Here is a 21,291-nt window from a genome sequence, read left to right as displayed (position 1 = left end):
CTGCGAACGCAGGAGCCCAGAGCCGCAAGCGCGGCGCCCGACGCCCTAGGCTCCTGCGTGCGCAGGAGCACCGATTTTCCGCAAGGACACCCGAACCATGCCCAAGGTACTGATTTCCGACAAGATGGACCCGCAGGCCGCCAAGATCTTCCGCGAGCGCGGAGTCGAGGTGGACGAGATCACCGGCAAGACCCCCGAGGAGCTGATCGCCATCATCGGCGACTATGACGGCCTCGCCATCCGCTCATCCACCAAGGTGACCAGGGCGATCCTCGCCGCCGCCAAGAACCTCAAGGTCGTCGGCCGCGCCGGCATCGGCGTCGACAATGTCGACATCCCCGCCGCGTCGGCCGCCGGCGTCGTCGTCATGAACACCCCGTTCGGCAACTCGATCACCACCGCCGAACATGCCATCGCGCTGATGTTCGCGCTCGCCCGCGACCTGCCCGAGGCCGACAAGTCCACGCAAGCCGGCAAGTGGGAGAAGAACCGCTTCATGGGCGTGGAGATGACCTCCAAGACGCTCGGCCTGATCGGCGCCGGCAATATCGGCTCGATCGTCGCCGATCGCGCGCTCGGCCTCAAGATGAAGGTCGTCGCCTATGATCCCTTCCTGACGCCCGAGCGCGCCAAGGACATGGGCGTCGAGAAGGTCGAGCTCGACCAGCTGCTCGCCCGCGCCGACTTCATCACGCTGCACACCCCGCTGACCGACCAGACCCGCAACATCCTCTCGGCCGAGAATCTCGCCAAGACCAAGAAGGGCGTGCGCATCGTCAACTGCGCGCGCGGCGGGCTGATCGACGAGGCGGCGCTCAAGACCGGCCTCGATTCGGGCCATATCGGCGGCGCCGCGCTCGACGTGTTCGTCACCGAGCCGGCCAAGGAGAGCCCGCTGTTCGGCACGCCGAACTTCATCTCCACCCCGCATCTCGGCGCGTCCACCACCGAGGCTCAGGTCAATGTCGCGATCCAGGTCGCCGAGCAGATGGCCGATTTCCTCGTCGCCGGCGGCGTCACCAACGCGCTCAACATGCCGAGCCTGTCGGCCGAGGAGGCGCCCAAGCTCAAGCCCTATATGGCGCTCGCCGAGAAGCTCGGCTCGCTGATCGGCCAGCTCGAGGGCGACGCGATCAAGAGCGTGGCGATCGAAGTGGAAGGCGCCGCCGCCGAGCTCAACCAGAAGCCGATCACCGGCGCGGTGCTGGCCGGGCTGATGCGCGTCTATTCGGACACGGTGAACATGGTCAACGCCGCCCCGCTCGCCAAGGAGCGCGGGCTCGACGTCCGCGAGGTCCGCCACGATCGCGAGGGCGACTATCACACGCTGGTCCGCGTCACGGTGAAGACCGACGCCGGCGAGCGCTCGGTGGCGGGCACGCTGTTCGGCAACGCCTCGCCGCGCCTCACCGAGATGTTCGGCATCAAGGTGGAGGCCGATCTGTCGGGCGCGATGCTCTACATCGTCAACGAGGACGCGCCGGGCTTCATCGGCCGGCTCGGCACGACGCTGGGCGAGGCCGGCGTCAACATCGGCACCTTCCACCTCGGCCGGCGCGATGCCGGCGGCGAGGCGGTGCTGCTGCTCTCGGTCGACACCGCGGTGGAAGAGCCGCTGCTGTGGACGGTCTGCCGCCTGCCGGGCGTGAAGACGGTGAAGGCGCTGACGTTTTGATGTGATGGGCGGGCGGCCTTAGACAAGGTCGCCCGCTCACTTCTCAATTTGCACAATCTCTAGCGGAAACCGAAGTTTCGGTACTTCCACTCTTCACAAGCGCCATCCAAGCCAGGAAACAAAGCTCCGGCTGCAATACCCATCACTCCCAACTCCCCAAGCACGGCGTCGACATCGCTCGCAGGAAGATCGTAGGCGGTGAGATAGACCTTCTCCTTCTCTGCCTCTCGCTGCTTGATATAACTCTCAATGTCGTCAACGTTTGTAATGCTAGAGAGCGCTTGCTGCGGAACCAACCGTGGATTCTCCAACGCGAGACATTCGAGAATTGAGAAATGAGGGAAGGCTGGCGCTATCTTGGCGAGTTGTGAGAAATCTTTACACCACTCCTGCCGATCAAACGCGTAGATTCGAACCCTTGGTGCATCCTCATCGTCTTGCAGCTTATTCCGATATGCAAAAAAGGCAGCGACAAACGGAGAATTTGACCAATCGAGCAGCGGCGTAGGATAACCGTGGTGTTGGACCAAATTCCAAAACGCTCCATTTTGCTGGTTATCAGTTAGATTGAAAAAATGTGCAGTCAATCCTGACAGCCGCTGATGCAGCCGGGGGATATCCTCGACCATGAACCGAAAAACGTCCTTCCGCTTTGTGCGGTGAAAGGCCGTTTGGAGCCTCCAAACACTTGGTTGCCCACGAAAAATAAATCGGCCGCGCTCTAACGCAGTTACGGCCGCCTTAAATGTCCCCCAATCAGTTACACCTGCTTGCGGCACTACTGCAGACGGGGATGCCGCTCTACTGCGAGGAAGTTTTGCCAATCCGGCCGAACCGATGTCGGTCGTCCAATTCACTTCAAGCTCGTCTCCATCGAGTTTTAAATCGACAGCAGCTTTCGAGGGGAAAAATAACTCCTCGCCTCGGTCCGCATAACGCTGCTTGAGATATTCAAGATCGACGATGTTTCCCGTAAGAGGATCAATCGGAGTAATAGGTAAATCTTGAAAGGACTGCTCTCCAGCACAATCCTTGGTTTGAAATTTTACGATGCTTCCTGGCAAACCCGCGTCGTCAAAAACAACTCCAGCACCGGACAGGTAGCCTTCACGTCGGTCAATATCGACCATGACTGTGCCCTTGTTAGTCCCTTGGTACCGACCTATCCATTGTCCGTGCATGTGGTGCCCTTAGTGAACGTCGACCAACTATCGCTAACATTATCATATCCGATGGAATTGCGAACGATCTAGACGATTAAACAGCCCTCCCAATTTAGGATTTCGTCTGCCCCGGTCGCCGCGACTCCTCTCGCCGCCGCCCTTTCTCAGCCTGAAAATCCGAGACGGGAATCCGGCGCCACTCGTGCCGCCTTTGTCGCGAAATCGTCGCCGACCAGCTTTTTTCGACACCCGGCACGCCGGCCCCGGCCGATCGGTTTCGTCCCATCGTCGATCCGCCTGTAGGAATGCCTTCTTTCCGTCCCCCGCCTGTCAACTTCGCCACCTGCGGCGGCGGCGCCCTGCCGCAAGGGCCGCTCGCCCCTAGCATCCCCCCGAAATCCCGCTAAAGGGCTTCACGCGATGACCAGCCCCTCTCTTCTGCCCGAAGGCCTGCGCGATCGGTTGCCCCCGGAGGCCGAGGCGCTCGGCCGTGTGCGCGGCGCCGTGCTGCTGACCACCGAGCTGAACGGCTATGCCCGTGTCGAGCCGCCGCTCGCCGAGTTCGAGACGACGCTGCTCGGCCGGCTCAAAAGCTCGCGCGGCACCGATCTGCTCCGCGTGATCGATCCGATCTCGCAGCGCACATTGGCGCTCCGGCCCGATATCACCGCGCAGGTCGGCCGGATCGCCGCGACCCGCCTCGCCCATCGCCCGCGCCCGCTGCGGCTCTGCTACGCCGGCCAGGTGCTCAAGGTGCGCGGCACCCAGCTGCGCCCCGAGCGCGAGATGTGCCAGGCCGGCGCCGAGATCGTCGGCACCGATGCCGTGGCGGCCGTGATCGAGGCGATCCGGGTGGCGCTCGATGCGCTGGCCGCCGCCGGCGCGACCGGGTTGTCGGTCGATCTGACCCTGCCCGATCTGGTGCCGCTGCTCGCCGCCGGGCCGATGCCGGTCGCCGACGTCGCCGCGCTGATCCACGAGCTCGACGGCAAGGATGCCGGCGCACTCGCCGCCCTGGGCGCCACCGCCTATCTGCCGCTGATCGAGGCGGCCGGCCCGGTCGATGCCGCGATCGAACGCCTGTCCGCGATCGACACCGGCGGGCTGCTCGCCTCGCGGCTCGACGGCGCCCGCGCCATCGCCGACGCGATCGGCCATCGCGCCACCGTCACCCTCGATCCCACCGAGCGCCACGGCTTCGAATATCAGAGCTGGATCGGCTTCTCGCTGTTCGCCGACGGGGTGCGCGGCGAGGTCGGCCGCGGCGGCTCCTATTCGATCCTCCACGCCGACGATCGCGAGGAGCCGGCGGTCGGCTTCTCGCTCTATCTCGATCCGATCGTCGATGCCGGCGTCGCCCCGGAAGGCCGGGAGCGCGTCTTCCTGCCGCTCGGCACCGCCGTCGACATCGCCCCCATGATCCACGCGCAGGGCTACGCCACCGTCGCCGCCCTGGCCGCCGCCGACGAGCCGCACGCGCTCGGCTGCACCCACATCTGGGCCGGCGGCGCCCTCCAACCCATCGCCTGAGGAAGTTTAGCCATGGCCAACGTCACCGTCGTCGGCGCCCAGTGGGGCGATGAGGGCAAGGGCAAGATCGTCGACTGGCTCACCGAGCGGGCCGAGGTCGTCGTCCGCTTCCAGGGTGGCCACAATGCCGGCCACACGCTCGTCGTCGGCGAGAATGTCTACAAGCTGAGCCTGCTGCCGTCCGGCATCGTGCGCGGCGCGCTCAGCGTGATCGGCAACGGCGTGGTGCTCGATCCGTGGCACCTGCGCGACGAGATCGCCAAACTGCGCGGCCAGGGCGTGACGATCACCCCGGACAATCTCCAGATCGCCGAGACCTGCCCGCTGATCCTGCCCTTCCACCGCGACCTCGACGGGCTGCGCGAGGATGCCAGCGGCGCCGGCAAGATCGGCACGACGCGGCGCGGCATCGGCCCGGCCTATGAGGACAAGGTCGGCCGGCGCGCGATCCGGGTGTGCGATCTCGCCCATCTCGACGATCTCGGCCCCCAGATCGAGCGGCTGTGCGCCCACCACGACGCGCTGCGCGCCGGCTTCGGCGAGCCGCCGATCGACCGCGAGCGCCTGCTGGGCGACCTGCGCGCCATTGCCGACACCGTGCTGCCCTATGCCAAGCCGGTGTGGGTGACGCTCAACGAGGCCAAGCAGGCCGGCAAGCGCATCCTGTTCGAAGGCGCGCAGGGCATTCTGCTCGACGTCGATCACGGCACCTATCCGTTCGTCACCTCGTCCAACACCATCGCCGGCACGGCGGCGGGCGGCTCCGGCCTCGGCCCGAATGCGGCCGGCTTCGTGCTGGGGATCGTCAAGGCCTATACGACGCGCGTCGGCTCCGGCCCGTTCCCGACCGAACAGGATAACGACGTCGGCGAGCGGCTCGGCACGCGCGGCCACGAATTCGGCACCGTCACCGGGCGCAAGCGCCGCTGCGGCTGGTTCGATGCGGTTCTGGTGCGCCAGGCGGCGGCCGTCTCCGGCATCACCGGCGTGGCGCTGACCAAGCTCGACGTGCTCGATGGCTTCGAGGAGCTTCAGATCTGCGTCGGCTACCGGATCGTCGATCAGACCTTCGACTATCTGCCGCCTCACGCCGCCGATCAGGCAGCCGTCGTGCCGATCTACGAATCGATCCCCGGCTGGAGCGAGAACACCGCCGGCGCGCGCAGCTGGGCCGATCTGCCGGCCGCCGCGATCAAATATATCCGCCGCGTCGAGGAGCTGATCCGCTGCCCGGTGGCCTTGGTCTCGACCAGCCCCGAGCGCGACGACACCATCCTCGTTCGCGATCCCTTCGCCGACTGAGCCGGCGAAGGGGCGGCGACCTTAGTGGGGGCCGCCCGACGACGACGCGCTGGCGCCGGTGCTGCCGGCGGCGCCACCGGACGAGGAGGAGCCCGACGACGGGCTGCCGGAGGGGCTTTGCGAGCCGGTCGACGGGCTGCTGCCGCTGTTGGTCGCAGCGCTGCCGCTGGCACCGCTATCCGTGCCCGGCGTCATGCTCCCCATCGAGCTTGAACCGGTCGAGCTTGACCCCATCGATCCCGATGCCGCGCCACCGGTCGAGCCCGTGCCCATCGTTGATCCGGCGCTGCCGCTGGACCCGGCGGTGCCCGATCCGCCGGTGCCGGCCGAGCCCGCGCTCTGCGCGATTCCGGCGGCGGGCAACAGCGCGACCACGGCCGCTGCGATGATGAAATTACGCATGTCATCGTCCCTTCAAAGCTGGAACTGGATCAACGACCGGTCGCCGCGATAGTGCCGGCCAATATGCCAACATATTGACGTTGATGGATTTCTATCGCGACACATAGGAAGAGGGCCGGCCACCCGAAGATGTCCGGCCCTCCCTGCGTGGCGGGCTTCCCTACCCGCTTGGCGGGCCGCCGATCGGCGTCGAGCGATTCAGCCTCGCGCGATCAATGCGGCTTATGCTTGGTCTTCGTCTTGGTGGTGGTCGCGCCGGTCATCGGATCGGTGGTGCTCGTCGTCGTGCTGGTGCTGGCATCGCTGGATGCTGGCGCCATGGTCGAGTCCGTCGGCGCCGTCGTCGTGGTCGAACTGGTGGCGGAGCCGGTCGGCGTGCCCATCGCGTCGGTGGTGGGCGCAGTCGTCGTCGTGGTCTGCTGGGTCATGCCCGCCGGCGGCGAAGCCGGGGCCATGCCATCCTGGGCAAGGGCAGCGGCCGGCAACAGGACGGCCGCGGCCGTGGCGATCAACAGAGTGCGCATCGATACTCTCCTGGATTATCTTATCGTTTCAGGTGACTGTGCAACGCGCGGCGATGCCGGCCGGTGCCGCGCCCCGCCTCCATTTCCGGCCCGTTCGCCGTCGCCGCAACGATCTCAGCGGCCGGTCTGCGCCCGGTGCAGCAATTTCTGGTCGGCCAGCACCAGCGCGACCATGGCCTCGACCACCGGCACCGCCCGGATGCCGACGCAAGGGTCGTGGCGCCCCTTGGTGCGGATCTCGGAGGCTTCGCCGTCGCGGGTGATCGTCTCGACCGGGGTGAGGATCGAGCTGGTCGGCTTGAGCGCGACGCGGACCACCACCGGCTGCCCGGTCGCGATCCCGCCGGCGATGCCGCCGGCATGGTTGGCGAGAAACAGCGGATGCCCGTCCCCACCATTGTCCAGGCTGTCCGGCCGCATCGGATCGGCATTCTGCTCGCCGGTCAGCCGCGCCGCCTCGAAGCCGTCGCCGATCTCGACGCCCTTCACGGCATTGATCGACATGCAAGCCGCCGCCAGCTCCGAATCGAGCTTGGCATAGAGCGGCGCCCCCCAGCCCGCCGGCACGCCCTCCGCGACGCATTCGACGATCGCGCCGACCGACGATCCGGCCTTGCGGGTGCGATCCATGATCGCCTCCCAGCGCGCGGCCGCCTGCGGATCGGGGCAGAAGAAGGGATTGCGGTCGATTTCGGCATCATCGAACGCCGCGCGGTCGATCGCATCGCCGCCGAGCTCGACCAGATAGGCCCTGATCCGCACTTCGGGGATCACGGCGCGGGCCACCGCGCCGGCCGCCACCCGCGCCGCCGTCTCGCGCGCCGACGAACGCCCGCCACCGCGATAATCGCGGAAGCCATATTTGGCGTCATAGGCATAATCGGCATGGCCGGGCCGATAGGCGAGCGCGACCTCCGAATAATCCTTGGAGCGCTGGTCGACATTCTCGATCATCAAGCTGATCGGGGTGCCGGTGGTGCGCTGTATGCCGTCGGGCGCCTCGAACACGCCGGAGAGGATGCGGACCTGGTCCGGCTCCTGCCGCTGGGTGGTGAAGCGCGAGGTGCCGGGGCGCCTTTTGTCGAGCCACGGCTGGATATCGGCCGCGGTCAGCGCCAGCCCGGGCGGGCAGCCATCCACCACGGCGCCGAGCGCCGGCCCGTGGCTCTCGCCCCAGGTGGTGAACCGGAAGATCCGGCCGAAGGAATTGAAGCTCATGCGGCGCTTCTGCGCGTCCGCGACAGATCGCCATGGCCCGCCAGCAGGCCCGCGATCGAGATATCCTCGTCCAGTTCCTCCCAGTGCAGGCCGCTCGGGCTGATGCTCACCGCGCCGCGCGCCTCGGCAGATCCATGGAGCAGCCGCGGGAACCATGCGAGCGGCACCCCCAGGGTCCGCCCGTCCTCCAGCCGCACCCACATCTGGTCGTCGTCAAATTCGACGCCAAGCGCCTTAGGAGAAATGGGCATTCCAAGCATCCTCGATGTCCGACTGGCGTTCCTCGACGAGCGCGAGAAGCCAGCGCTGCGTGCGGGCGTCGAAGCCGCGATTATAGGCGAACGACACCTCCGGATAAAGCCAGAGCTTCGCGTCGGCATCGGCCTTGACCGCATGAATATGGGCCGGCTCGCGCGGATCGCCTTCGTTCGAATAGAAGTGGAACCGGACGCCCTGTTCACGGAAGACGACCGGCACCGCTTCTCACTCACGCCAGTGCGATATCCGGCGCATCCTCGGCCTTCATGCCGATGACGTTGTAGCCGGCATCGACATGGTGGATCTCGCCGGTCACCCCCGAAGCCAGATCGGACAGGAGGTAGAGGGCGGAGCCGCCGACATCCTCGATCGTCACGGTGCGGCGCATCGGCGAGTTCAGCTCGTTCCACTTCAGGATGTAATTGAAGTCCCCGATGCCCCGGGCCGCCAGCGTCTGGATCGGGCCGGCCGAGATGCCGTTGATGCGGATATTCTCCGGCCCGAGATCGACCGCGAGATATTTCACGCTGGTCTCCAGCGCGGCCTTGGCGACGCCCATCACATTATAGTGCGGGATCACCTTCTCGGCGCCGTAATAGGTGAGGGTGATGATCGATCCGCCGTTCGGCATCATCGCCCGCGCCCGCTGCGCCACCGCGACCAGGGAGTAGGCCGAGATGTTCATCGTCATCAGGAAATTGTCGAGCGTGGTGTCGTAGAATTTGCCGCGCAGCTGGCTCTTGTCCGAAAAGCCGATGGCGTGGACGACGAAGTCGATCGTCGGCCAGGTCTCGGCCAGCGTATCGAACGCCACGTCCAGCGCAGCCATGTCGGACACGTCGCAATCGATCAGCAGCGCGGAGCCCAATTGCTCGGCCAGCGGCTTCACGCGCTTGAGGATCGCATCTCCCTGGTAGGAGAAAGCGAGTTCCGCACCATGCTCGCGGAGCATCTTGGCGATGCCCCAGGCGAGACTCTTGTCATTGGCGAGGCCCATGATCAGCCCCCGCTTACCGTCCATCAAACCGGCCATGCTGTTTCCTCAGTCTCCTCGGCGGCGTCCTTTAAGCCGTTCGAGGGGGATTCCGCCAGTGCCGCGTTGAGATGCGCGCCGATCACCAGCCCGAAACCGATCAACCAGAAGAAGAACAGCATCACCACGATGCCCGCCAGGCTGCCATAGGTGCGATTGTAATTGCCCAGCCGGCCCAGCACGAGCGGCAGGATCACGGTCACCGCCAGCCACCAGCCGGCGGTGAACGCAGCCCCCGGCCATTTGCGATTTTTCGAGTAACGATAGGCACTTGGCGTCAATGTGTAGAACAGGACGTACAGCGCCACGAACACCACGGCGGTCGGCACCAGGCGCGAAAGGCCGATCCAGCCGGTGAACTGGTGCGTCATCGGCACCACACGATCGAGAAATTGTTCGACGCCGGTCAGCGCCACCTGCGCCGCGAAGGCGAGCATCATCAGCATCACCGCCACCACGATGATCGCCACCGAGCCAAGCCGATAATGCCAGAACGCCCCGCTCGGCTGGGTGCCATAGGCGCGCCGCAGGATATCGCGGATCGTCTCGATGAAGCTGCCGACCGTCCACAGGCCGACCACCGCGCCCAGCCACAGCAGCGGCCCGGTGCGCGCCGCCAGCACCGAATCGATCGCCGGATGCAGCATGTTGGCGATGCCATGCGGCATCAGCCGCAAGATCTGGGCGACCGCCTGCCCGCCATCCTCCGATCGCCCGAACAGCTGCGCCAGCGCCGCGACGATGATGAAGAAGGGAAACAGCGCCAGCAGCGTCAGATAGGCAAGATTGCCGGCATGGATGAAACCATCCGAATAGACGCCGACGGCGACCCGCTTGACGATCCGGAACAGCCGCCGCGGCAGCCCGAGCGCCACGGTGGCCCGTTCGATCGCGCCGGGGCGATGCGAGCGGGCCTCCGGGCTTTCGGGGGACAGATCCTTCAGACGCCAAGCCCGGCGCGGGGATTGCGCGCCTTGTCGCCCTGCCAGCTCTCGGCGAACGCCTCCAGTTCGGCATCGCCCGCCGGCAGATCGATCACCAACGTCACCAGCTGATCGCCGCGCGTGCCGCCGGTGGCACGATGGAAGCCCTTGCCGCCGAGCCGCAGCACCCGGCCCGAGGTCGATCCCTTGGGGATGGTGACCATCACCGCGCCATCGACGGTCGGCACCTTGACCTTGCCACCGAGCACCGCCTCGTCGAGCCGCACCGGCAGATCGAGCCGCACATCGTCGCCCTCGCGCGTGAAGAAGCGGTGCGGCTGGACCTCGATCGTCACGATCGCGTCGCCGGGGCCGGCCGGGCCGGATTCGCCCTGGTTGGGCAGGCGACGCTGGGTGCCGGTCTCGACCCCGGCCGGAATCTTCAACTCGATCGTCTTGCCGTTGGAGAGGCTGACCCGCTGCGGGCGGAGCGCCGCGGCATCCTCGAAGCTCACCGGCAGGCGATAGGCGACGTCCGCACCCTTGGCCTGCGGCCGTGCCGCGCCGCGTCGGCCGCCGCCGCCGAACGGATGGCCGCCGCCGCCGCCCGCGCCGCCGAACAGCTCGTCGAAGATGCTGGAGAAATCGCCGCCCTCGGCCTGGAAGCCGCCGGCGCCACCGGGGCCGGCGCCCGGCCGGAAGCCGCGGCCGCCGCCAAACGGGTTGCCGCCGCCGCCCGCGCCGCCGCCAAAGCCGAACGGCGCCTTGGGATCGCCCTTGTCGTCGATCTCGCCCCGGTCGAACTGGGCGCGCTTGTCCTTGTCGGAGAGCAGGTCATAGGCCTGCGTCACCGCCGAGAAGCGATCGGCCGCGTTGGGATTGTCCTGGTTGCGATCGGGATGCAGCTCTTTCGCGAGTTTGCGATAGGCCGATTTGATCGTCTTGTCGTCGGCGTTGCGGGCTACGCCCAGGGTCGAATAGGGATCTGCCATGATGCCTTCGTGGTTCGCAGCTTCGTGGTTCAGGAACTGTTGCCTAAATACAACAGATCAGATGTGGTCTCGCCACGACTAACGCAAGCCCGCGCCAAACGCTATGTGAAGCGCATGACCCACGATCCGCACGCGCTGTTCCAAAGCTGGATGAAGGAGGCCCGCGCCTCCGAACCGAATGATTCGAACGCCATGGCGCTCGCCACCGTCGGCGCGGACGGGATGCCGTCGGTGCGGATGGTGCTGCTCAAGGGCCATGACGCGCGCGGTTTCGTCTTCTACACCAACCGCGAGAGCCGCAAGGCCGGCGAGCTGGCGGGCGATCCCAAGGCCGCCCTGCTGTTCCACTGGAAGAGCCTGCGCCGCCAGGTGCGGATCGAAGGGCCGGTGAGCATCGTCGCCGACGACGAATCCGATGCCTATTTCGCTTCGCGCGGGCGCGATTCGCAGCTCGGCGCCTGGGCTTCCGAACAATCCCGCCCGCTCGCCGATCGCGCCATCTTCGAGGCGCGCTTCGCCGAGGTGCAGGCCCGCTTCGAGGGCGGCGACGTACCGCGCCCACCGCATTGGGGCGGCTATCGCGTCACGCCCGATCGCATCGAATTCTGGCAGGATCGCGCCCATCGCCTGCACGAGCGCCGCGTCTTCACCCGCACGGGCGTCGCGTCGGGAGAAGCATGGTCCGAAGGGCTGCTCTACCCATGACTTCCGCCGCCTCTCCGTTCGCCCCGCGCGCCGTCGAGGGGTTGGCCGAACGGAGCCGCGGCCGGAGCAGGGCCTCGACTGCGCGCGGCACGAACGGAGAGGGCGCGTGAGTGCAGACGTCGACAGCGGCGCCCTCAACCAGCGCGCGGCGCTGGCGTCGGTCAGCCTCGCGTCGCTGCTGCTGCTGCTCAAGGGCTATGCCGCCGCCAAGACCGGATCGGTGTCGATGCTGGCCTCGCTCGCCGATACCGGCCTCGATCTGATCGCCAGCCTCGTCACCCTCTACGGGGTGCGTGTCGCCGCCCAGCGCGCCGACGAGAATCATCGCTTCGGCCATGGCAAGGCCGAGGCGCTCGCGGCTTTGTTCCAGGTCGCGCTGATCGCGGCATCGGCAATCGCGATCGCGGTGCGCGCGGTGATGGCGCTGGCGCACGGCGCGCCCACCGCCTCGCCCGAGGCCGGCATCATCGTCTCGCTGGTCGCGGCGATCGCGACGATGGGCCTGCTCGCCTATCAGCGCGCGGTGCTCGCCCGCACCCACAGCCTGGCGATCGGGGCCGACAATCTCCATTACCAATCCGATCTCGCGCTCAACGGCGCGGTGGCAGTGGCGCTGCTGCTCGATCGCTATGCCGGCCTGCCCAGCGCCGACGCGCTGTTCGGGCTCGCCATCGCCGGCTGGCTCGGCTGGGGCGCGTGGCGATCGGCGCGCCATTCCATGGACCAGCTGATGGACCGCGAATGGTCCGAGGAGAAACGCCGCGCCCTGCTCGACGTCGCCGCCACCATCCCGGCGCTGGCGGGGATGCACGATCTGCGCACCCGCACCAGCGGCGCCCATGATTTCGCCCAGTTCCACATGTCGTTTCCGCGCGAGACCACGATCGGCACCGCGCACGACGTGATGGAGGATATCGAGGCGAAGCTGATGGCCGCCTTTCCCGGCCTCGAACTGATCATCCACCCCGATCCGATCGGCCATGTCGATCAAGAGGGCACCCTGCCCGCCGCCATCGCCGAGAGGAGCGAGATATGAGATTGCCGATCATCCAGGTGGACGCCTTCGCGGATGCCGCCTTCACTGGCAATCCCGCCGCGGTGATGCCGCTCGACGCCTGGCTGGACGACGATCTCCTCCAGAAGATCGCGGCGGAGAACAACCTCTCCGAAACCGCCTTCCTGCTGCCCGATGCCAGCGGCGTGGCCGATTATGAGCTGCGCTGGTTCACCCCCACGGTCGAGGTGGTGATGTGCGGCCACGCGACGCTGGCCAGCGGCCACGCCATCCTCGCCGCCGAACCGACGCGCGAGCGCGTCACCTTCCGCACCCGCAGGGCCGGCATCCTGGAGGTCGGCCGCGACGGCGATGCCTATACGCTGTCGCTGCCGGCGCTGGCGCCTTCCCCCAAGCCGCTGCCCGAACTGGTCGCGGCGCTGGGCGTCGCGCCGGTGGAGACGCTCTATCGCGAGGGCGGCTATTGCGTGGTGGTGCTGGAAAATGAGGCCGCCGTTCGCGCCGTCGATCCCGATATGCGCGCCATTGCGGCCGGCGGGGACCGCCAGGCGATCGTGACCGCGCCCGGCGATGCGACCGATGTCGTCAGCCGCATGTTTGCCCCTGGCGGCGGCATCGATGAAGATCCGGTGACGGGATCGGCCCACGCCGTGATCACGCCCTATTGGGCGGAGAAGCTCGGCCGGGATCGCTTCACCGCCTTCCAGGCCTCGGCACGCGGCGGCCATGTCGGCTGCACCCTCGCGGGCGACCGGGTGATCCTGTCGGGCCGCTGCGTGACCGTGATCGAAGGGACGTTCCTGCTTTAAGCGACCGCCAGCGCATCCTCGGCGGGCACGGTCGTCTCGATCCAGCCGCCGCCGAGGACGCGATCGCCGGCATAGAACACCGCCGCCTGCCCCGGCGCGACGCCATATTCGGGCGCATCGAAATGCAGCGTCGCGCCATCGAAGCGGGCCGGCACCGGCTTTGCCATCGAACGCACTTTGGCGGTGAGGGGCCCGGCAAAATCCCCGCCCAGCCAGTTGATGTCGGACAGCGCCGCCGCCCGCACCGCCAGCGCGCGGCGCGGCCCGACCACGACGCGGTTCGCCGCCGCGTCCAGTCGCACCACGTAGAGCGGCTCGGGCGATCCGCCGATCTCCAGACCACGGCGCTGGCCGACGGTGAAGTGGATCAGCCCGCGATGCGCGCCGAGCACCCGCCCGGCCAGATCGACGATCTCGCCGGTAGTTTCCGCCTCGGGCCGGATCTTGCGGACGACGGCGGCATAATCGCCGTCGGGGACGAAGCAGATGTCCTGGCTGTCCGGCTTGGCGGCGACGCCGAGGCCGATCTCGGCCGCCAGTTCGCGCACCCGCGGCTTGGGCATCCCACCCAATGGGAAGCGCAGATAGTCGAGCTGGTCCTGCGTGGTGGCGAACAGGAAATAGCTCTGGTCGCGCGCCGGATCGGCGGCGCGATGCAGCTCGGCGCCAGCCTCCCCTTCCAACCGGCGGACATAATGGCCGGTGGCGAGGCAGTCCGCCCCCAGATCGCGCGCGAGGCGCAGCAGATCGGTGAACTTCACGCCCTGGTTGCAGCGCACGCAGGGGATCGGGGTGCGCCCGGCCATGTAATCGTCGGCGAAGCGATCGATCACGCTTTCCCGGAACGCGCTCTCATAATCGAAGACATAATGGGCGATGCCGAGCCGATCGCAGACGGCGCGCGCGTCGCGGATGTCGCGGCCGGCGCAGCAGCTGCCGGCGCGGTTCACGGCGGCGCCATGATCGTAGAGTTGCAGGGTGATGCCGATCGTCTCGGCGCCGGTGCGCGCGGCGAGCGCCGCCACCACCGAACTGTCGACCCCGCCCGACATGGCGACGACGATGCGGCGACCCTTGAGATCGCCCCCCAGCTGAAAATCCGCGTCCATGATGCGCGCGCCTTTAGCCGATCCCGATCATATCCGCAAAAAGCGACGGATCGAGTGCCGCATTTACCGAATGTTAGGCATGATTACCGCAATGTTGCGTCCCCGTGACGAGGCGACGCGAAGCGAACCGATGACACCAATATCCCTATCCACCGAGCCGCTGCTCGACCATGCGTTGCTGATCGCGGGCGTGGCGGTGAGCCAGGCCTCGACGTCCACGGCCGTCCTCGCCGAACGCATCGCGCAACAGCCGCGCCAGCCGCTTGGCGATTCGCTCGGCGCGCTGGTCGAACTGTTCGCGGGCTGCGATGCCGGTGCGGGCCATGCGCTGCACGGCAGCTTCCATCCGCGCATCGCCCAGGCATCGGCCGGGAAGACGCCGTCAAGATTGATGAAGGCGGGATTTACCTTGGCATTTTAGCGTTCCTTCAACCGGTCCCGGTTAGAAGGGGCGAACGCGATGGGGGAGCATCGCCGGCTACGGCCCAGTTCGAGGTGTGATGTGATCGAGAATCAGAAATTTCGTCCAGCTCAGGTAATCGGCCCCCTCGGCGAGCCGCTGACGCTGGACAGCCTGCCGCCGCCGGAGACCCGCCGCTGGGTCGTGCGGCGCAAGGCCGAAGTGGTGGCGGCCGTGAATGGCGGCCTGCTCACCGTCGACGAAGTGTGCGATCGCTATTCGCTCACCCTGGAGGAATTTGCCGGCTGGCAGCGGGCCGTCGATCGCTCGGGCATGCCGGGGCTGCGCGTCACCCGCATCCAGCATTATAAGTCGGTCTACGAGCGCCAGCAGAAGTTCTGATCGCCGATCGACCATCGCCCTGAAAGGGCCGTCCGCAGCAGATGCGGGCGGCCCTTTCGCGTTTCGGCCACCCCTTGCAGTCAAGGCCGGAGAGGAACGAAGTCGTTCCTCACGCGTATCAAGAAGCCGGAGCGCCCCGCAGGCAAAGGGCCTGTGCGCGGCGAGGTAGGAGGCTTGTTATGGGTATTCTCATTTGGTTGATCATTGGTGGCATTTGCGGCTGGCTTGCCAGCATCATCATGCGCACGGACGGCCAGCAGGGCATCATCCTGAATATCGTCGTCGGCATTATCGGCTCGGTGATCGCGTCGTTCCTGTTCGGCGCCGGCATCAACCAGGCGATCACCGTGACCACGTTCATCTATTCGCTGATCGGTGCGGTGATCCTGCTCGCGATCGTCAATCTGGTGCGTCGCGGCACGGTGCGCTGACGCCGATCGTTGCGTTGCTTGAGCGTGCGATCAGGGCCGCCCCGCCATCCGGCAGGGCGGCCCTTTGTTCGTGCCCGCCTGCCTATTGCAGCTCGAACGTCACGTTGACCGTGACGCCGATCTTCTCTTCGCCGGGCTGGAGGTCGCTTTCCGCCACCTTGGGGGCGGCGCGCGCCATCATGAACACCGGGCGCGGCGGCTGCGGCGAATAGCCGCCGCCCTCGTTGATCGCGACGATGCGCTTCACCGTCATGCCGGATGCCCGGGCGTAGAGATCGGCCTTGGCGCGCGCCTTGCGCATCGCCGCGATCCGCGCCTCGTCCATCGCCGCGTCGGGATGCTCCAGTGCGAAGTCCGGCCCGCTGATCTGGTTCACCCCCTGCGCCACCAGCGTATCGAGGATCGGCCCGGCCTGCTTGATGTCGCGGAAGGTGACGGTCAGCTGGTTGCTGGCCTGATAGCCGGTCACCACCGCCGGCTGGTTGTCGGCGTAGCGATATTGCGGCTGGAGGCTGAGCGAAGCGGTGCGGATGTCCTTGTCGGCCACCCCGGCCCGCTTCAGCGCCGCGACCGTCGCCGCCATCGTCTTCGCATTGTCCGCCATCGCGGACGCGGCCGTCGCGGCCTGGGTCACGACGCCGGCACTGAGCGTCGCGATGTCGGGCGCGCGCGTCACCTCGCCCTCGGCACTGATGTCGAGCCGGGTGCCGGCGATCGGCACGGTCGCGACGTCATCGGCCAGTGCGGCGGCCGGCACGGCCAGGCCCATGGCCAATGCCGACAGCACGGCGGCGGAACGGATACGGGTGTTCATGGCGATCATCTCCCTTGGCCGGACGACCCCTGCCCGGCGCATTCCGCGAGGCGTGCCCGTCCGACGATCAACCGAAGCTGAACATGGGCAGCAGCCTGGGTTCATGATAACAGAGGCACGCACGGGATCGGCAACATCCGCTTGTCGGCAGTGATATATTAAGATAACACACTTCGGGGGCCCTTGGAGGGGTGCAGTATGCGCAGGGTGAGGGCATGAACTACGAGCAGGGATGGAACGCCGACGCGAGCGCGGAGGATGTCGATCGCGCCACCAGGGCGCGTCGCCGCAGGCTGATCCTGATCTTCGTGGCGATCTTCGCGATCGTCATCGTCGCCGGCATCCTGATCGGTCGTCGCCATGCCCCGATTGTCGCCCCGGTCAGCGCCGCGCCCACCGTCACGGTGATCGTGCCTGGTCGCACCTCGGTCGCCGCCAACGTCACCGCCACCGGCACGCTGATGGCCAAGCGCAACATGCCGGTCGGCGTTGCAGGCGAAGGCGGCATGGTCAGCCGCGTGCTGGTCGATGCCGGCGACTGGGTCCATGCGGGCCAGACGCTCGCCACCGTCGATCCGGCCGTGCAGGCCGCCCAGACCAGCCAGATGCAGGCGCAGATCGCGTCTGCGGTGGCCAATGCCAAGCTCGCCCAGAATAATCTCGATCGCGCCCAGGCGCTGGTCGCCCGCGGCTTCATCTCCAAGTCCGACATCGATTCGCGGATCGCGGCGCGCGATGCCGCCAATGCCGCCGTGCAGCTCGCGCAGGCACAATATCGCGAGCAGTCGGCGCGTCTCGGCCGGCTCGACATCCGCGCTCCTGCTTCCGGCCTCGTGCTGGCCCGCGCGGTCGAAGCGGGGCAGATCGTCAGCTCCGGCTCCAACGCGCTGTTCCAGATCGCGATGGACGGCACGCTCGAGATGCAGGCCAGGCTCGCCGAGCAGGACATGTCCGGCCTGCGCGTCGGCATGCAGGTACAGGTCGCCCCCATCGGCGCCAGCCGCAGCTATGTCGGCACGATCTGGCAGATCGCACCGATCATCGATTCGGTCAGCCGCCAGGGCACCGTCCGCGTGCAGCTGAGCTATGATCCGTCGCTGCGCCCCGGCGGCTTCGCCACCGCCAACTTCTCCTCCCAGCACACCAATGCGCCCGTGCTGCCGGAATCGGCGGTGCTGAGCGACGATCAGGGCAACTATGTCTATGTCATCGACAAGGACGACAAGATCGCGCGCCGCCCGGTGAAGATCGGCGACGTCTCCGATACCGGCATCGCCGTGCTGTCCGGCCTGCAGGGCGACGAGAAGGTGGTCTATTCGGCCGGCGCCTTCCTGAACGTCGGCGAGCAGGTGGTCCCCGAGCTGAAGCGGAACTGAGGCCCGCGCCTCACGCACAGGATTCGAAAACATGCGTAACATCTCCGCCTGGTCGATCCGCAATCCGGTGTTCGCGCTGGTGCTGTTCGCGGCGTTCACCTTCGCCGGCATCGTCTCGTTCATGCGCATGGACGTGAACCAGGATCCGGAGATCACCTTCCCCGGCGTGATCGTCGAGATTTCGCAGCCGGGCGCCGCCCCCGTCGAGATGGAGACCCAGATCGCCCAGAAGGTCGAGGCGGCGGTTCGCAGCCTCGAAGGCGTCGACGAGATCCAGACGACGATCGACGAGGGCGACGTGCAGATGTTCGTCCAGTTCACGCTGGATACCCCGGTCGATCGCGCCACCAACGACGTGCGCGAGGCGATCTCGCAGATCCGCGGATCGCTGCCCAACGGCATTCTGGAACCCCAGGTGTCGCGCGCGCAGGTCACCGGCAATGCGATCGCCCGCTGGTCGGTCAGCGCCAACGACATGACCATGGAGCAGCTCTCCTGGTATGTGCAGAATGATGTCGCCCGGAGGCTGCTCGGGATAGAGGGGATGCAGACCGTCAACACCTATGGCGGGGTGAGCCGCGAGATCCGCGTGATCCTCGATCCGGTGAAGATGCAGGCGATCGGCGTCACCGCCAGCCAGGTCAACCAGCAGCTGATGGCGATCAACACCAACGCCGCCGGCGGCCGCGCGGAGATCGCCGGCGCGGAACAGTCGGTGCGCATCCTCGGCAACGCGCAGGATGCCTTCCATCTGGCCCAGGTGCAGATCGGCCTGGGGGGCGGCCGGTCGATCAAGCTCTCCGACATCGCCACCGTGAAGGATCTCTACGGCGAGGTCCGCCAGACCGCCAAGATGAACGGCAAGCCGACGATCGCCTTCTCGATCATGCGCGCACGCGGCGCGTCGGACGTCACCATCTACCACCAGGCCGTCCAGATTCTCGCCCAGATCGAGAAGGAGAATCCGAAGGTCCATTTCGTCAAGCGCGTGGCCGGGGTCGACTACACGATCGACCAGTATCACGAAGCGCTCGGCTCGATGGTCGAAGGCGCGGTGCTGGCGGTGGTCGTGGTGTTCTTCTTCCTGCGCGACCGGCGCGCGACCCTGATCTCGGCGCTGGCAATCCCGCTGTCGGCGATCCCGACCTTCTGGATCATGGACATGATGGGCTTCACGCTCAACACCATGACCCTGCTCGCGCTCAGCCTGGTGGCCGGCGTGCTGGTCGATGACGCGATCGTGGAGATCGAGAACATCGTGCGCCACATGCGGATGGGCAAGACCGCCTATCAGGCCTCGATCGATGCCGCCGACGAGATCGGCCTCGCCGTCGTCGGCACCACCTTCACCATCGTCGCGGTGTTCCTGCCGGTCAGCCTGATGCCGGGCATCGCCGGGCAATATTTCAAGAATTTCGGGATGACCGTGGTCGTCGCGGTGCTGATGAGCCTGCTCGTCGCGCGCCTGATCACGCCGATGATCGCCGCCTATTTCCTCAAGCCGCATGGCCAGCAGGAGCATTCCGGCGGCTATCTGGCCGATCGCTACCAGTCGCTGCTGCGCTGGACGCTCGACACCAGCAGCGCCAAGGCCCGCAAGGCCGCCGGCCAGCGCTACACCGCCTGGCTGTGGGACCATCGGGCCTGGACGATGGGGATCGCGATGATCGCGCTCGTCCTCACCGTCGTCTCGTTCGCGACCCTCTCCTTCACGTTCCAGCCGGAGCAGAATTCGGACACCAGCCATGTCGAGATCCAGATGGTGCCCGGCACCACGCTGGAGCAGACCACCGCGATGACCGACAGGGTGAGCGCGATCCTGCGGGCGCAGCCGGAGGTGCAGGTCGCCGTCGAGTTCATCAATGTCGGCAATGCCGAGATCGCGATGACGCTGCGCAAGGAGCGCACGCGCACGAGCACCGAATTCGAACGCGCCCTGGCGCCGACGCTCAACAAGATCGCCGACGCGCGGGTGACCTTCGAATCGCAGAATGGCGGCGGCGACGGCAGTTCGCGCGACATCTCGATGATGCTGGCCGGCGACGATCCCGCCAAGCTGCAACAGGCCGCGCAGGCGGTGCTCGCCCAGATGAAGCACCTGCCCAAGCTGGTCGCGCCGCGGATCGAGGGCGAGATTCCGCGCCCCGAGATCGTGATCAAGCCGAACCTCGATCTCGCCGCGCAGATGGGCGTCACCACCGATGCGCTCAGCCAGACGATCCGCATCGCCACGATCGGCGAGATCGACCAGAATGCGGCGAAATTCTCGCTGTCCGATCGCCAGATCCCGATCCGCGTCGCGCTCGACCAGAATAGCCGGTCGGACATCTCGACGATCCGCAACCTGCCGGTGCCCACCACCACCGGCGGATCGATCCCGCTGCGCGTCGTCGCCGACATCAGCTTCGGGGCCGGCCCGTCCGAGATCAAGCGCTACAACCAGGAGCGCCGCGTCATCCTGAGCGCCGATCTGGTGCCCGGCGCGATCGCCGGCGAGGAGCGCCAGCATATCCTCGATCTGCCGGCGATGAAGGCGTTGCCCACCGGCGTCCATTATGCGGCATCGGGCCAGGCCAAGTGGCAGGAGGAGATGGTGACCAACTTCATCATCGCGCTGGTCTCGGGCATCCTGCTCGTCTTCGCGGTGCTGGTGCTGCTCTACCGCCGCGTGGTGCCGCCGTTCGTCAACCTCTGCTCGCTGGCGCTGGCGCCGCTCGGCGGGCTGATCGCGCTGCACATCTGCGGGATGCCCAACTCGCTGCCGACGCTGATCGGGCTGCTGATGCTGCTCGGCATCGTCGCCAAGAACTCGATCCTGCTGATCGATTTCGCGATCGAGCAGATGCGCCACGGCGTGCCGCGCGATGCCGCCATCCTCGATGCCGGGCACAAGCGCGCCCAGCCGATCGTGATGACCACCGTGGCGATGGTGGCCGGCATGATCCCGACCGCGCTCTCGATCGGCGGCGACGGATCGTTCAACCAGCCGATGGCGGTGATGGTGATCGGCGGCCTGATCCTCTCGACCGTGCTGACGTTGCTGATCGTGCCGGCCGGCTTCAGCCTCGCCGACGGGTTCGAGCGCCGGATCGGCCCGCGCCTCGGCCGCATCTTTACCAATGGCGGCGAATCGGGGCATCGTGGGGCTGCACAGGCGGCGGAATGAACCTTCCGCCGCCTCGTGCCTTTGAGGAGGCATGAGCGTCGCAC

General features: G+C 67.0%; 23 protein-coding genes. 12 read left to right on the top strand and 11 right to left on the bottom strand.

What is annotated here, in order from left to right; genetic code table 11:
- The first annotated feature begins 97 nt into the window (after window positions 1-97).
- On the top strand, window positions 98-1,675 hold the full coding sequence (serA, locus tag PBT88_RS02760) for a phosphoglycerate dehydrogenase (RefSeq protein WP_270077715.1): 1,578 nt from the start codon (window positions 98-100) through the stop codon (window positions 1,673-1,675).
- A gap of 59 nt (window positions 1,676-1,734) precedes the next feature.
- Here the strand turns inward: serA and PBT88_RS02755 are convergent, their stop codons facing one another.
- A complete protein-coding gene (locus PBT88_RS02755; RefSeq protein ID WP_270077714.1) occupies window positions 1,735-2,805 on the bottom strand; it encodes an FRG domain-containing protein in 1,071 nt (356 codons plus the stop codon).
- 453 nt (window positions 2,806-3,258) lie between these two features.
- Between PBT88_RS02755 and PBT88_RS02750 the strand changes: the two genes are divergently transcribed.
- The gene (locus PBT88_RS02750; RefSeq protein WP_270077713.1) at window positions 3,259-4,368 is read left to right on the top strand and encodes an ATP phosphoribosyltransferase regulatory subunit; all 1,110 of its coding nucleotides are present in this window, start codon (window positions 3,259-3,261) and stop codon (window positions 4,366-4,368) included.
- 12 nt (window positions 4,369-4,380) lie between these two features.
- Window positions 4,381-5,670: an adenylosuccinate synthase gene (locus tag PBT88_RS02745; RefSeq protein ID WP_270077712.1), complete on the top strand. Its 1,290-nt coding sequence runs from the start codon at window positions 4,381-4,383 to the stop codon at window positions 5,668-5,670.
- A gap of 21 nt (window positions 5,671-5,691) precedes the next feature.
- On the opposite strand, the gene PBT88_RS02740 is transcribed toward PBT88_RS02745, so the two are convergent.
- The gene (locus tag PBT88_RS02740) at window positions 5,692-5,865 is read right to left on the bottom strand and encodes a hypothetical protein (protein WP_270077711.1); all 174 of its coding nucleotides are present in this window, start codon (window positions 5,863-5,865) and stop codon (window positions 5,692-5,694) included.
- Between PBT88_RS02740 and PBT88_RS02735 the strand changes: the two genes are divergently transcribed.
- Window positions 5,864-6,124, top strand: coding sequence for a hypothetical protein (locus PBT88_RS02735; protein WP_270077710.1), 261 nt, complete (start codon window positions 5,864-5,866; stop codon window positions 6,122-6,124). The two genes, PBT88_RS02740 and PBT88_RS02735, sit on opposite strands and share 2 nt — an antisense overlap.
- 160 nt (window positions 6,125-6,284) lie before the next feature.
- On the opposite strand, the gene PBT88_RS02730 is transcribed toward PBT88_RS02735, so the two are convergent.
- The 7 genes from PBT88_RS02730 to PBT88_RS02700 form a co-directional block, all read right to left on the bottom strand.
- A complete protein-coding gene (locus PBT88_RS02730) occupies window positions 6,285-6,596 on the bottom strand; it encodes a hypothetical protein (RefSeq protein ID WP_270077709.1) in 312 nt (103 codons plus the stop codon).
- 114 nt (window positions 6,597-6,710) lie between these two features.
- Window positions 6,711-7,814: a chorismate synthase gene (aroC, locus tag PBT88_RS02725; RefSeq protein ID WP_270077708.1), complete on the bottom strand. Its 1,104-nt coding sequence runs from the start codon at window positions 7,812-7,814 to the stop codon at window positions 6,711-6,713.
- Entirely contained in the window at window positions 7,811-8,065 is a 255-nt protein-coding gene (locus PBT88_RS02720; protein WP_270077707.1) for a DUF2442 domain-containing protein, read from the bottom strand. The genes aroC and PBT88_RS02720 overlap by 4 nt, the downstream gene beginning before the upstream one ends.
- Window positions 8,049-8,291 (bottom strand): DUF4160 domain-containing protein, encoded by a 243-nt coding sequence (locus tag PBT88_RS02715; protein WP_270077706.1) that lies wholly within the window; start codon window positions 8,289-8,291, stop codon window positions 8,049-8,051. The genes PBT88_RS02720 and PBT88_RS02715 overlap by 17 nt, the downstream gene beginning before the upstream one ends.
- Window positions 8,292-8,301: 10 nt before the next feature.
- Window positions 8,302-9,105, bottom strand: a complete 804-nt coding sequence (fabI, locus tag PBT88_RS02710) for an enoyl-ACP reductase FabI (RefSeq protein WP_270077705.1) — start codon at window positions 9,103-9,105, stop codon at window positions 8,302-8,304.
- Entirely contained in the window at window positions 9,093-9,980 is an 888-nt protein-coding gene (locus tag PBT88_RS02705) for a YihY/virulence factor BrkB family protein (protein WP_270077704.1), read from the bottom strand. Before PBT88_RS02705 ends, fabI begins: the two co-directional genes overlap by 13 nt.
- Before the next feature lie 65 nt (window positions 9,981-10,045).
- Entirely contained in the window at window positions 10,046-11,020 is a 975-nt protein-coding gene (locus tag PBT88_RS02700) for a DnaJ C-terminal domain-containing protein (protein ID WP_270077703.1), read from the bottom strand.
- Between the two features lie 114 nt (window positions 11,021-11,134).
- Between PBT88_RS02700 and pdxH the strand changes: the two genes are divergently transcribed.
- From pdxH to PBT88_RS02685, 3 genes are all read left to right on the top strand, one after another.
- Window positions 11,135-11,725, top strand: a complete 591-nt coding sequence (gene pdxH / locus PBT88_RS02695; protein WP_270077702.1) for a pyridoxamine 5'-phosphate oxidase — start codon at window positions 11,135-11,137, stop codon at window positions 11,723-11,725.
- Window positions 11,726-11,831: 106 nt separating this feature from the next.
- Window positions 11,832-12,761 carry a cation diffusion facilitator family transporter gene (locus PBT88_RS02690; protein ID WP_270077701.1) on the top strand — a complete coding sequence of 310 codons (930 nt, stop codon included), beginning with the start codon at window positions 11,832-11,834 and terminating at the stop codon, window positions 12,759-12,761.
- The gene (locus PBT88_RS02685; protein WP_270077700.1) at window positions 12,758-13,549 is read left to right on the top strand and encodes a PhzF family phenazine biosynthesis protein; all 792 of its coding nucleotides are present in this window, start codon (window positions 12,758-12,760) and stop codon (window positions 13,547-13,549) included. Before PBT88_RS02690 ends, PBT88_RS02685 begins: the two co-directional genes overlap by 4 nt.
- On the opposite strand, the gene mnmA is transcribed toward PBT88_RS02685, so the two are convergent.
- On the bottom strand, window positions 13,546-14,658 hold the full coding sequence (mnmA, locus tag PBT88_RS02680) for a tRNA 2-thiouridine(34) synthase MnmA (protein ID WP_270077699.1): 1,113 nt from the start codon (window positions 14,656-14,658) through the stop codon (window positions 13,546-13,548). The genes PBT88_RS02685 and mnmA overlap by 4 nt on opposite strands.
- On the opposite strand from mnmA, the gene PBT88_RS02675 reads away from it, so the two are divergent.
- The 3 genes from PBT88_RS02675 (at window position 14,657) to PBT88_RS02665 (ending at window position 15,891) form a co-directional block, all read left to right on the top strand.
- The gene (locus tag PBT88_RS02675) at window positions 14,657-15,079 is read left to right on the top strand and encodes a hypothetical protein (RefSeq protein ID WP_270077698.1); all 423 of its coding nucleotides are present in this window, start codon (window positions 14,657-14,659) and stop codon (window positions 15,077-15,079) included. The two genes, mnmA and PBT88_RS02675, sit on opposite strands and share 2 nt — an antisense overlap.
- Before the next feature lie 81 nt (window positions 15,080-15,160).
- The gene (sciP, locus tag PBT88_RS02670) at window positions 15,161-15,460 is read left to right on the top strand and encodes a CtrA inhibitor SciP (protein WP_270077697.1); all 300 of its coding nucleotides are present in this window, start codon (window positions 15,161-15,163) and stop codon (window positions 15,458-15,460) included.
- 179 nt (window positions 15,461-15,639) lie between these two features.
- A complete protein-coding gene (locus PBT88_RS02665; RefSeq protein WP_270077696.1) occupies window positions 15,640-15,891 on the top strand; it encodes a GlsB/YeaQ/YmgE family stress response membrane protein in 252 nt (83 codons plus the stop codon).
- 82 nt (window positions 15,892-15,973) lie between these two features.
- Here the strand turns inward: PBT88_RS02665 and PBT88_RS02660 are convergent, their stop codons facing one another.
- Complete coding sequence (locus PBT88_RS02660; protein ID WP_270077695.1) at window positions 15,974-16,705, bottom strand: SIMPL domain-containing protein; 732 nt, start codon at window positions 16,703-16,705, stop codon at window positions 15,974-15,976.
- A gap of 215 nt (window positions 16,706-16,920) precedes the next feature.
- Here PBT88_RS02660 and PBT88_RS02655 point away from each other — a divergent pair, with 215 nt between their 5' ends.
- Together PBT88_RS02655 and PBT88_RS02650 are read left to right on the top strand one after the other, a co-directional pair.
- Window positions 16,921-18,081, top strand: coding sequence for an efflux RND transporter periplasmic adaptor subunit (locus tag PBT88_RS02655; RefSeq protein WP_270077694.1), 1,161 nt, complete (start codon window positions 16,921-16,923; stop codon window positions 18,079-18,081).
- 31 nt (window positions 18,082-18,112) lie between these two features.
- A complete protein-coding gene (locus PBT88_RS02650; RefSeq protein ID WP_270077693.1) occupies window positions 18,113-21,247 on the top strand; it encodes an efflux RND transporter permease subunit in 3,135 nt (1,044 codons plus the stop codon).
- The last annotated feature ends 44 nt before the right edge of the window (window positions 21,248-21,291 follow it).

The sequence above is a fragment of the Sphingomonas abietis genome, assembly GCF_027625475.1.
GTDB classification, from domain to species: Bacteria; Pseudomonadota; Alphaproteobacteria; order Sphingomonadales; family Sphingomonadaceae; genus Solisphingomonas; species Solisphingomonas abietis.
This window is presented reverse-complemented; position numbering and strand designations above follow the sequence as displayed.

What these genes read in the sequence shown, in the direction of transcription:
- serA (WP_270077715.1), top strand. Translation starts at nt 98, where the DNA reads ATGCCCAAGGTACTGATTTCCGACAAGATGGACCCGCAGGCCGCCAAG.
- PBT88_RS02755 (WP_270077714.1), bottom strand. Translation starts at nt 2,805, where the DNA reads ATGGTCGATATTGACCGACGTGAAGGCTACCTGTCCGGTGCTGGAGTT.
- PBT88_RS02750 (WP_270077713.1), top strand. Translation starts at nt 3,259, where the DNA reads ATGACCAGCCCCTCTCTTCTGCCCGAAGGCCTGCGCGATCGGTTGCCC.
- PBT88_RS02745 (WP_270077712.1), top strand. Translation starts at nt 4,381, where the DNA reads ATGGCCAACGTCACCGTCGTCGGCGCCCAGTGGGGCGATGAGGGCAAG.
- PBT88_RS02735 (WP_270077710.1), top strand. Translation starts at nt 5,864, where the DNA reads ATGCTCCCCATCGAGCTTGAACCGGTCGAGCTTGACCCCATCGATCCC.
- PBT88_RS02740 (WP_270077711.1), bottom strand. Translation starts at nt 5,865, where the DNA reads ATGACGCCGGGCACGGATAGCGGTGCCAGCGGCAGCGCTGCGACCAAC.
- PBT88_RS02730 (WP_270077709.1), bottom strand. Translation starts at nt 6,596, where the DNA reads ATGCGCACTCTGTTGATCGCCACGGCCGCGGCCGTCCTGTTGCCGGCC.
- aroC (WP_270077708.1), bottom strand. Translation starts at nt 7,814, where the DNA reads ATGAGCTTCAATTCCTTCGGCCGGATCTTCCGGTTCACCACCTGGGGC.
- PBT88_RS02720 (WP_270077707.1), bottom strand. Translation starts at nt 8,065, where the DNA reads ATGCCCATTTCTCCTAAGGCGCTTGGCGTCGAATTTGACGACGACCAG.
- fabI (WP_270077705.1), bottom strand. Translation starts at nt 9,105, where the DNA reads ATGGCCGGTTTGATGGACGGTAAGCGGGGGCTGATCATGGGCCTCGCC.
- PBT88_RS02700 (WP_270077703.1), bottom strand. Translation starts at nt 11,020, where the DNA reads ATGGCAGATCCCTATTCGACCCTGGGCGTAGCCCGCAACGCCGACGAC.
- pdxH (WP_270077702.1), top strand. Translation starts at nt 11,135, where the DNA reads ATGACCCACGATCCGCACGCGCTGTTCCAAAGCTGGATGAAGGAGGCC.
- PBT88_RS02685 (WP_270077700.1), top strand. Translation starts at nt 12,758, where the DNA reads ATGAGATTGCCGATCATCCAGGTGGACGCCTTCGCGGATGCCGCCTTC.
- PBT88_RS02675 (WP_270077698.1), top strand. Translation starts at nt 14,657, where the DNA reads ATGATGCGCGCGCCTTTAGCCGATCCCGATCATATCCGCAAAAAGCGA.
- mnmA (WP_270077699.1), bottom strand. Translation starts at nt 14,658, where the DNA reads ATGGACGCGGATTTTCAGCTGGGGGGCGATCTCAAGGGTCGCCGCATC.
- PBT88_RS02665 (WP_270077696.1), top strand. Translation starts at nt 15,640, where the DNA reads ATGGGTATTCTCATTTGGTTGATCATTGGTGGCATTTGCGGCTGGCTT.
- PBT88_RS02660 (WP_270077695.1), bottom strand. Translation starts at nt 16,705, where the DNA reads ATGAACACCCGTATCCGTTCCGCCGCCGTGCTGTCGGCATTGGCCATG.
- PBT88_RS02655 (WP_270077694.1), top strand. Translation starts at nt 16,921, where the DNA reads ATGAACTACGAGCAGGGATGGAACGCCGACGCGAGCGCGGAGGATGTC.
- PBT88_RS02650 (WP_270077693.1), top strand. Translation starts at nt 18,113, where the DNA reads ATGCGTAACATCTCCGCCTGGTCGATCCGCAATCCGGTGTTCGCGCTG.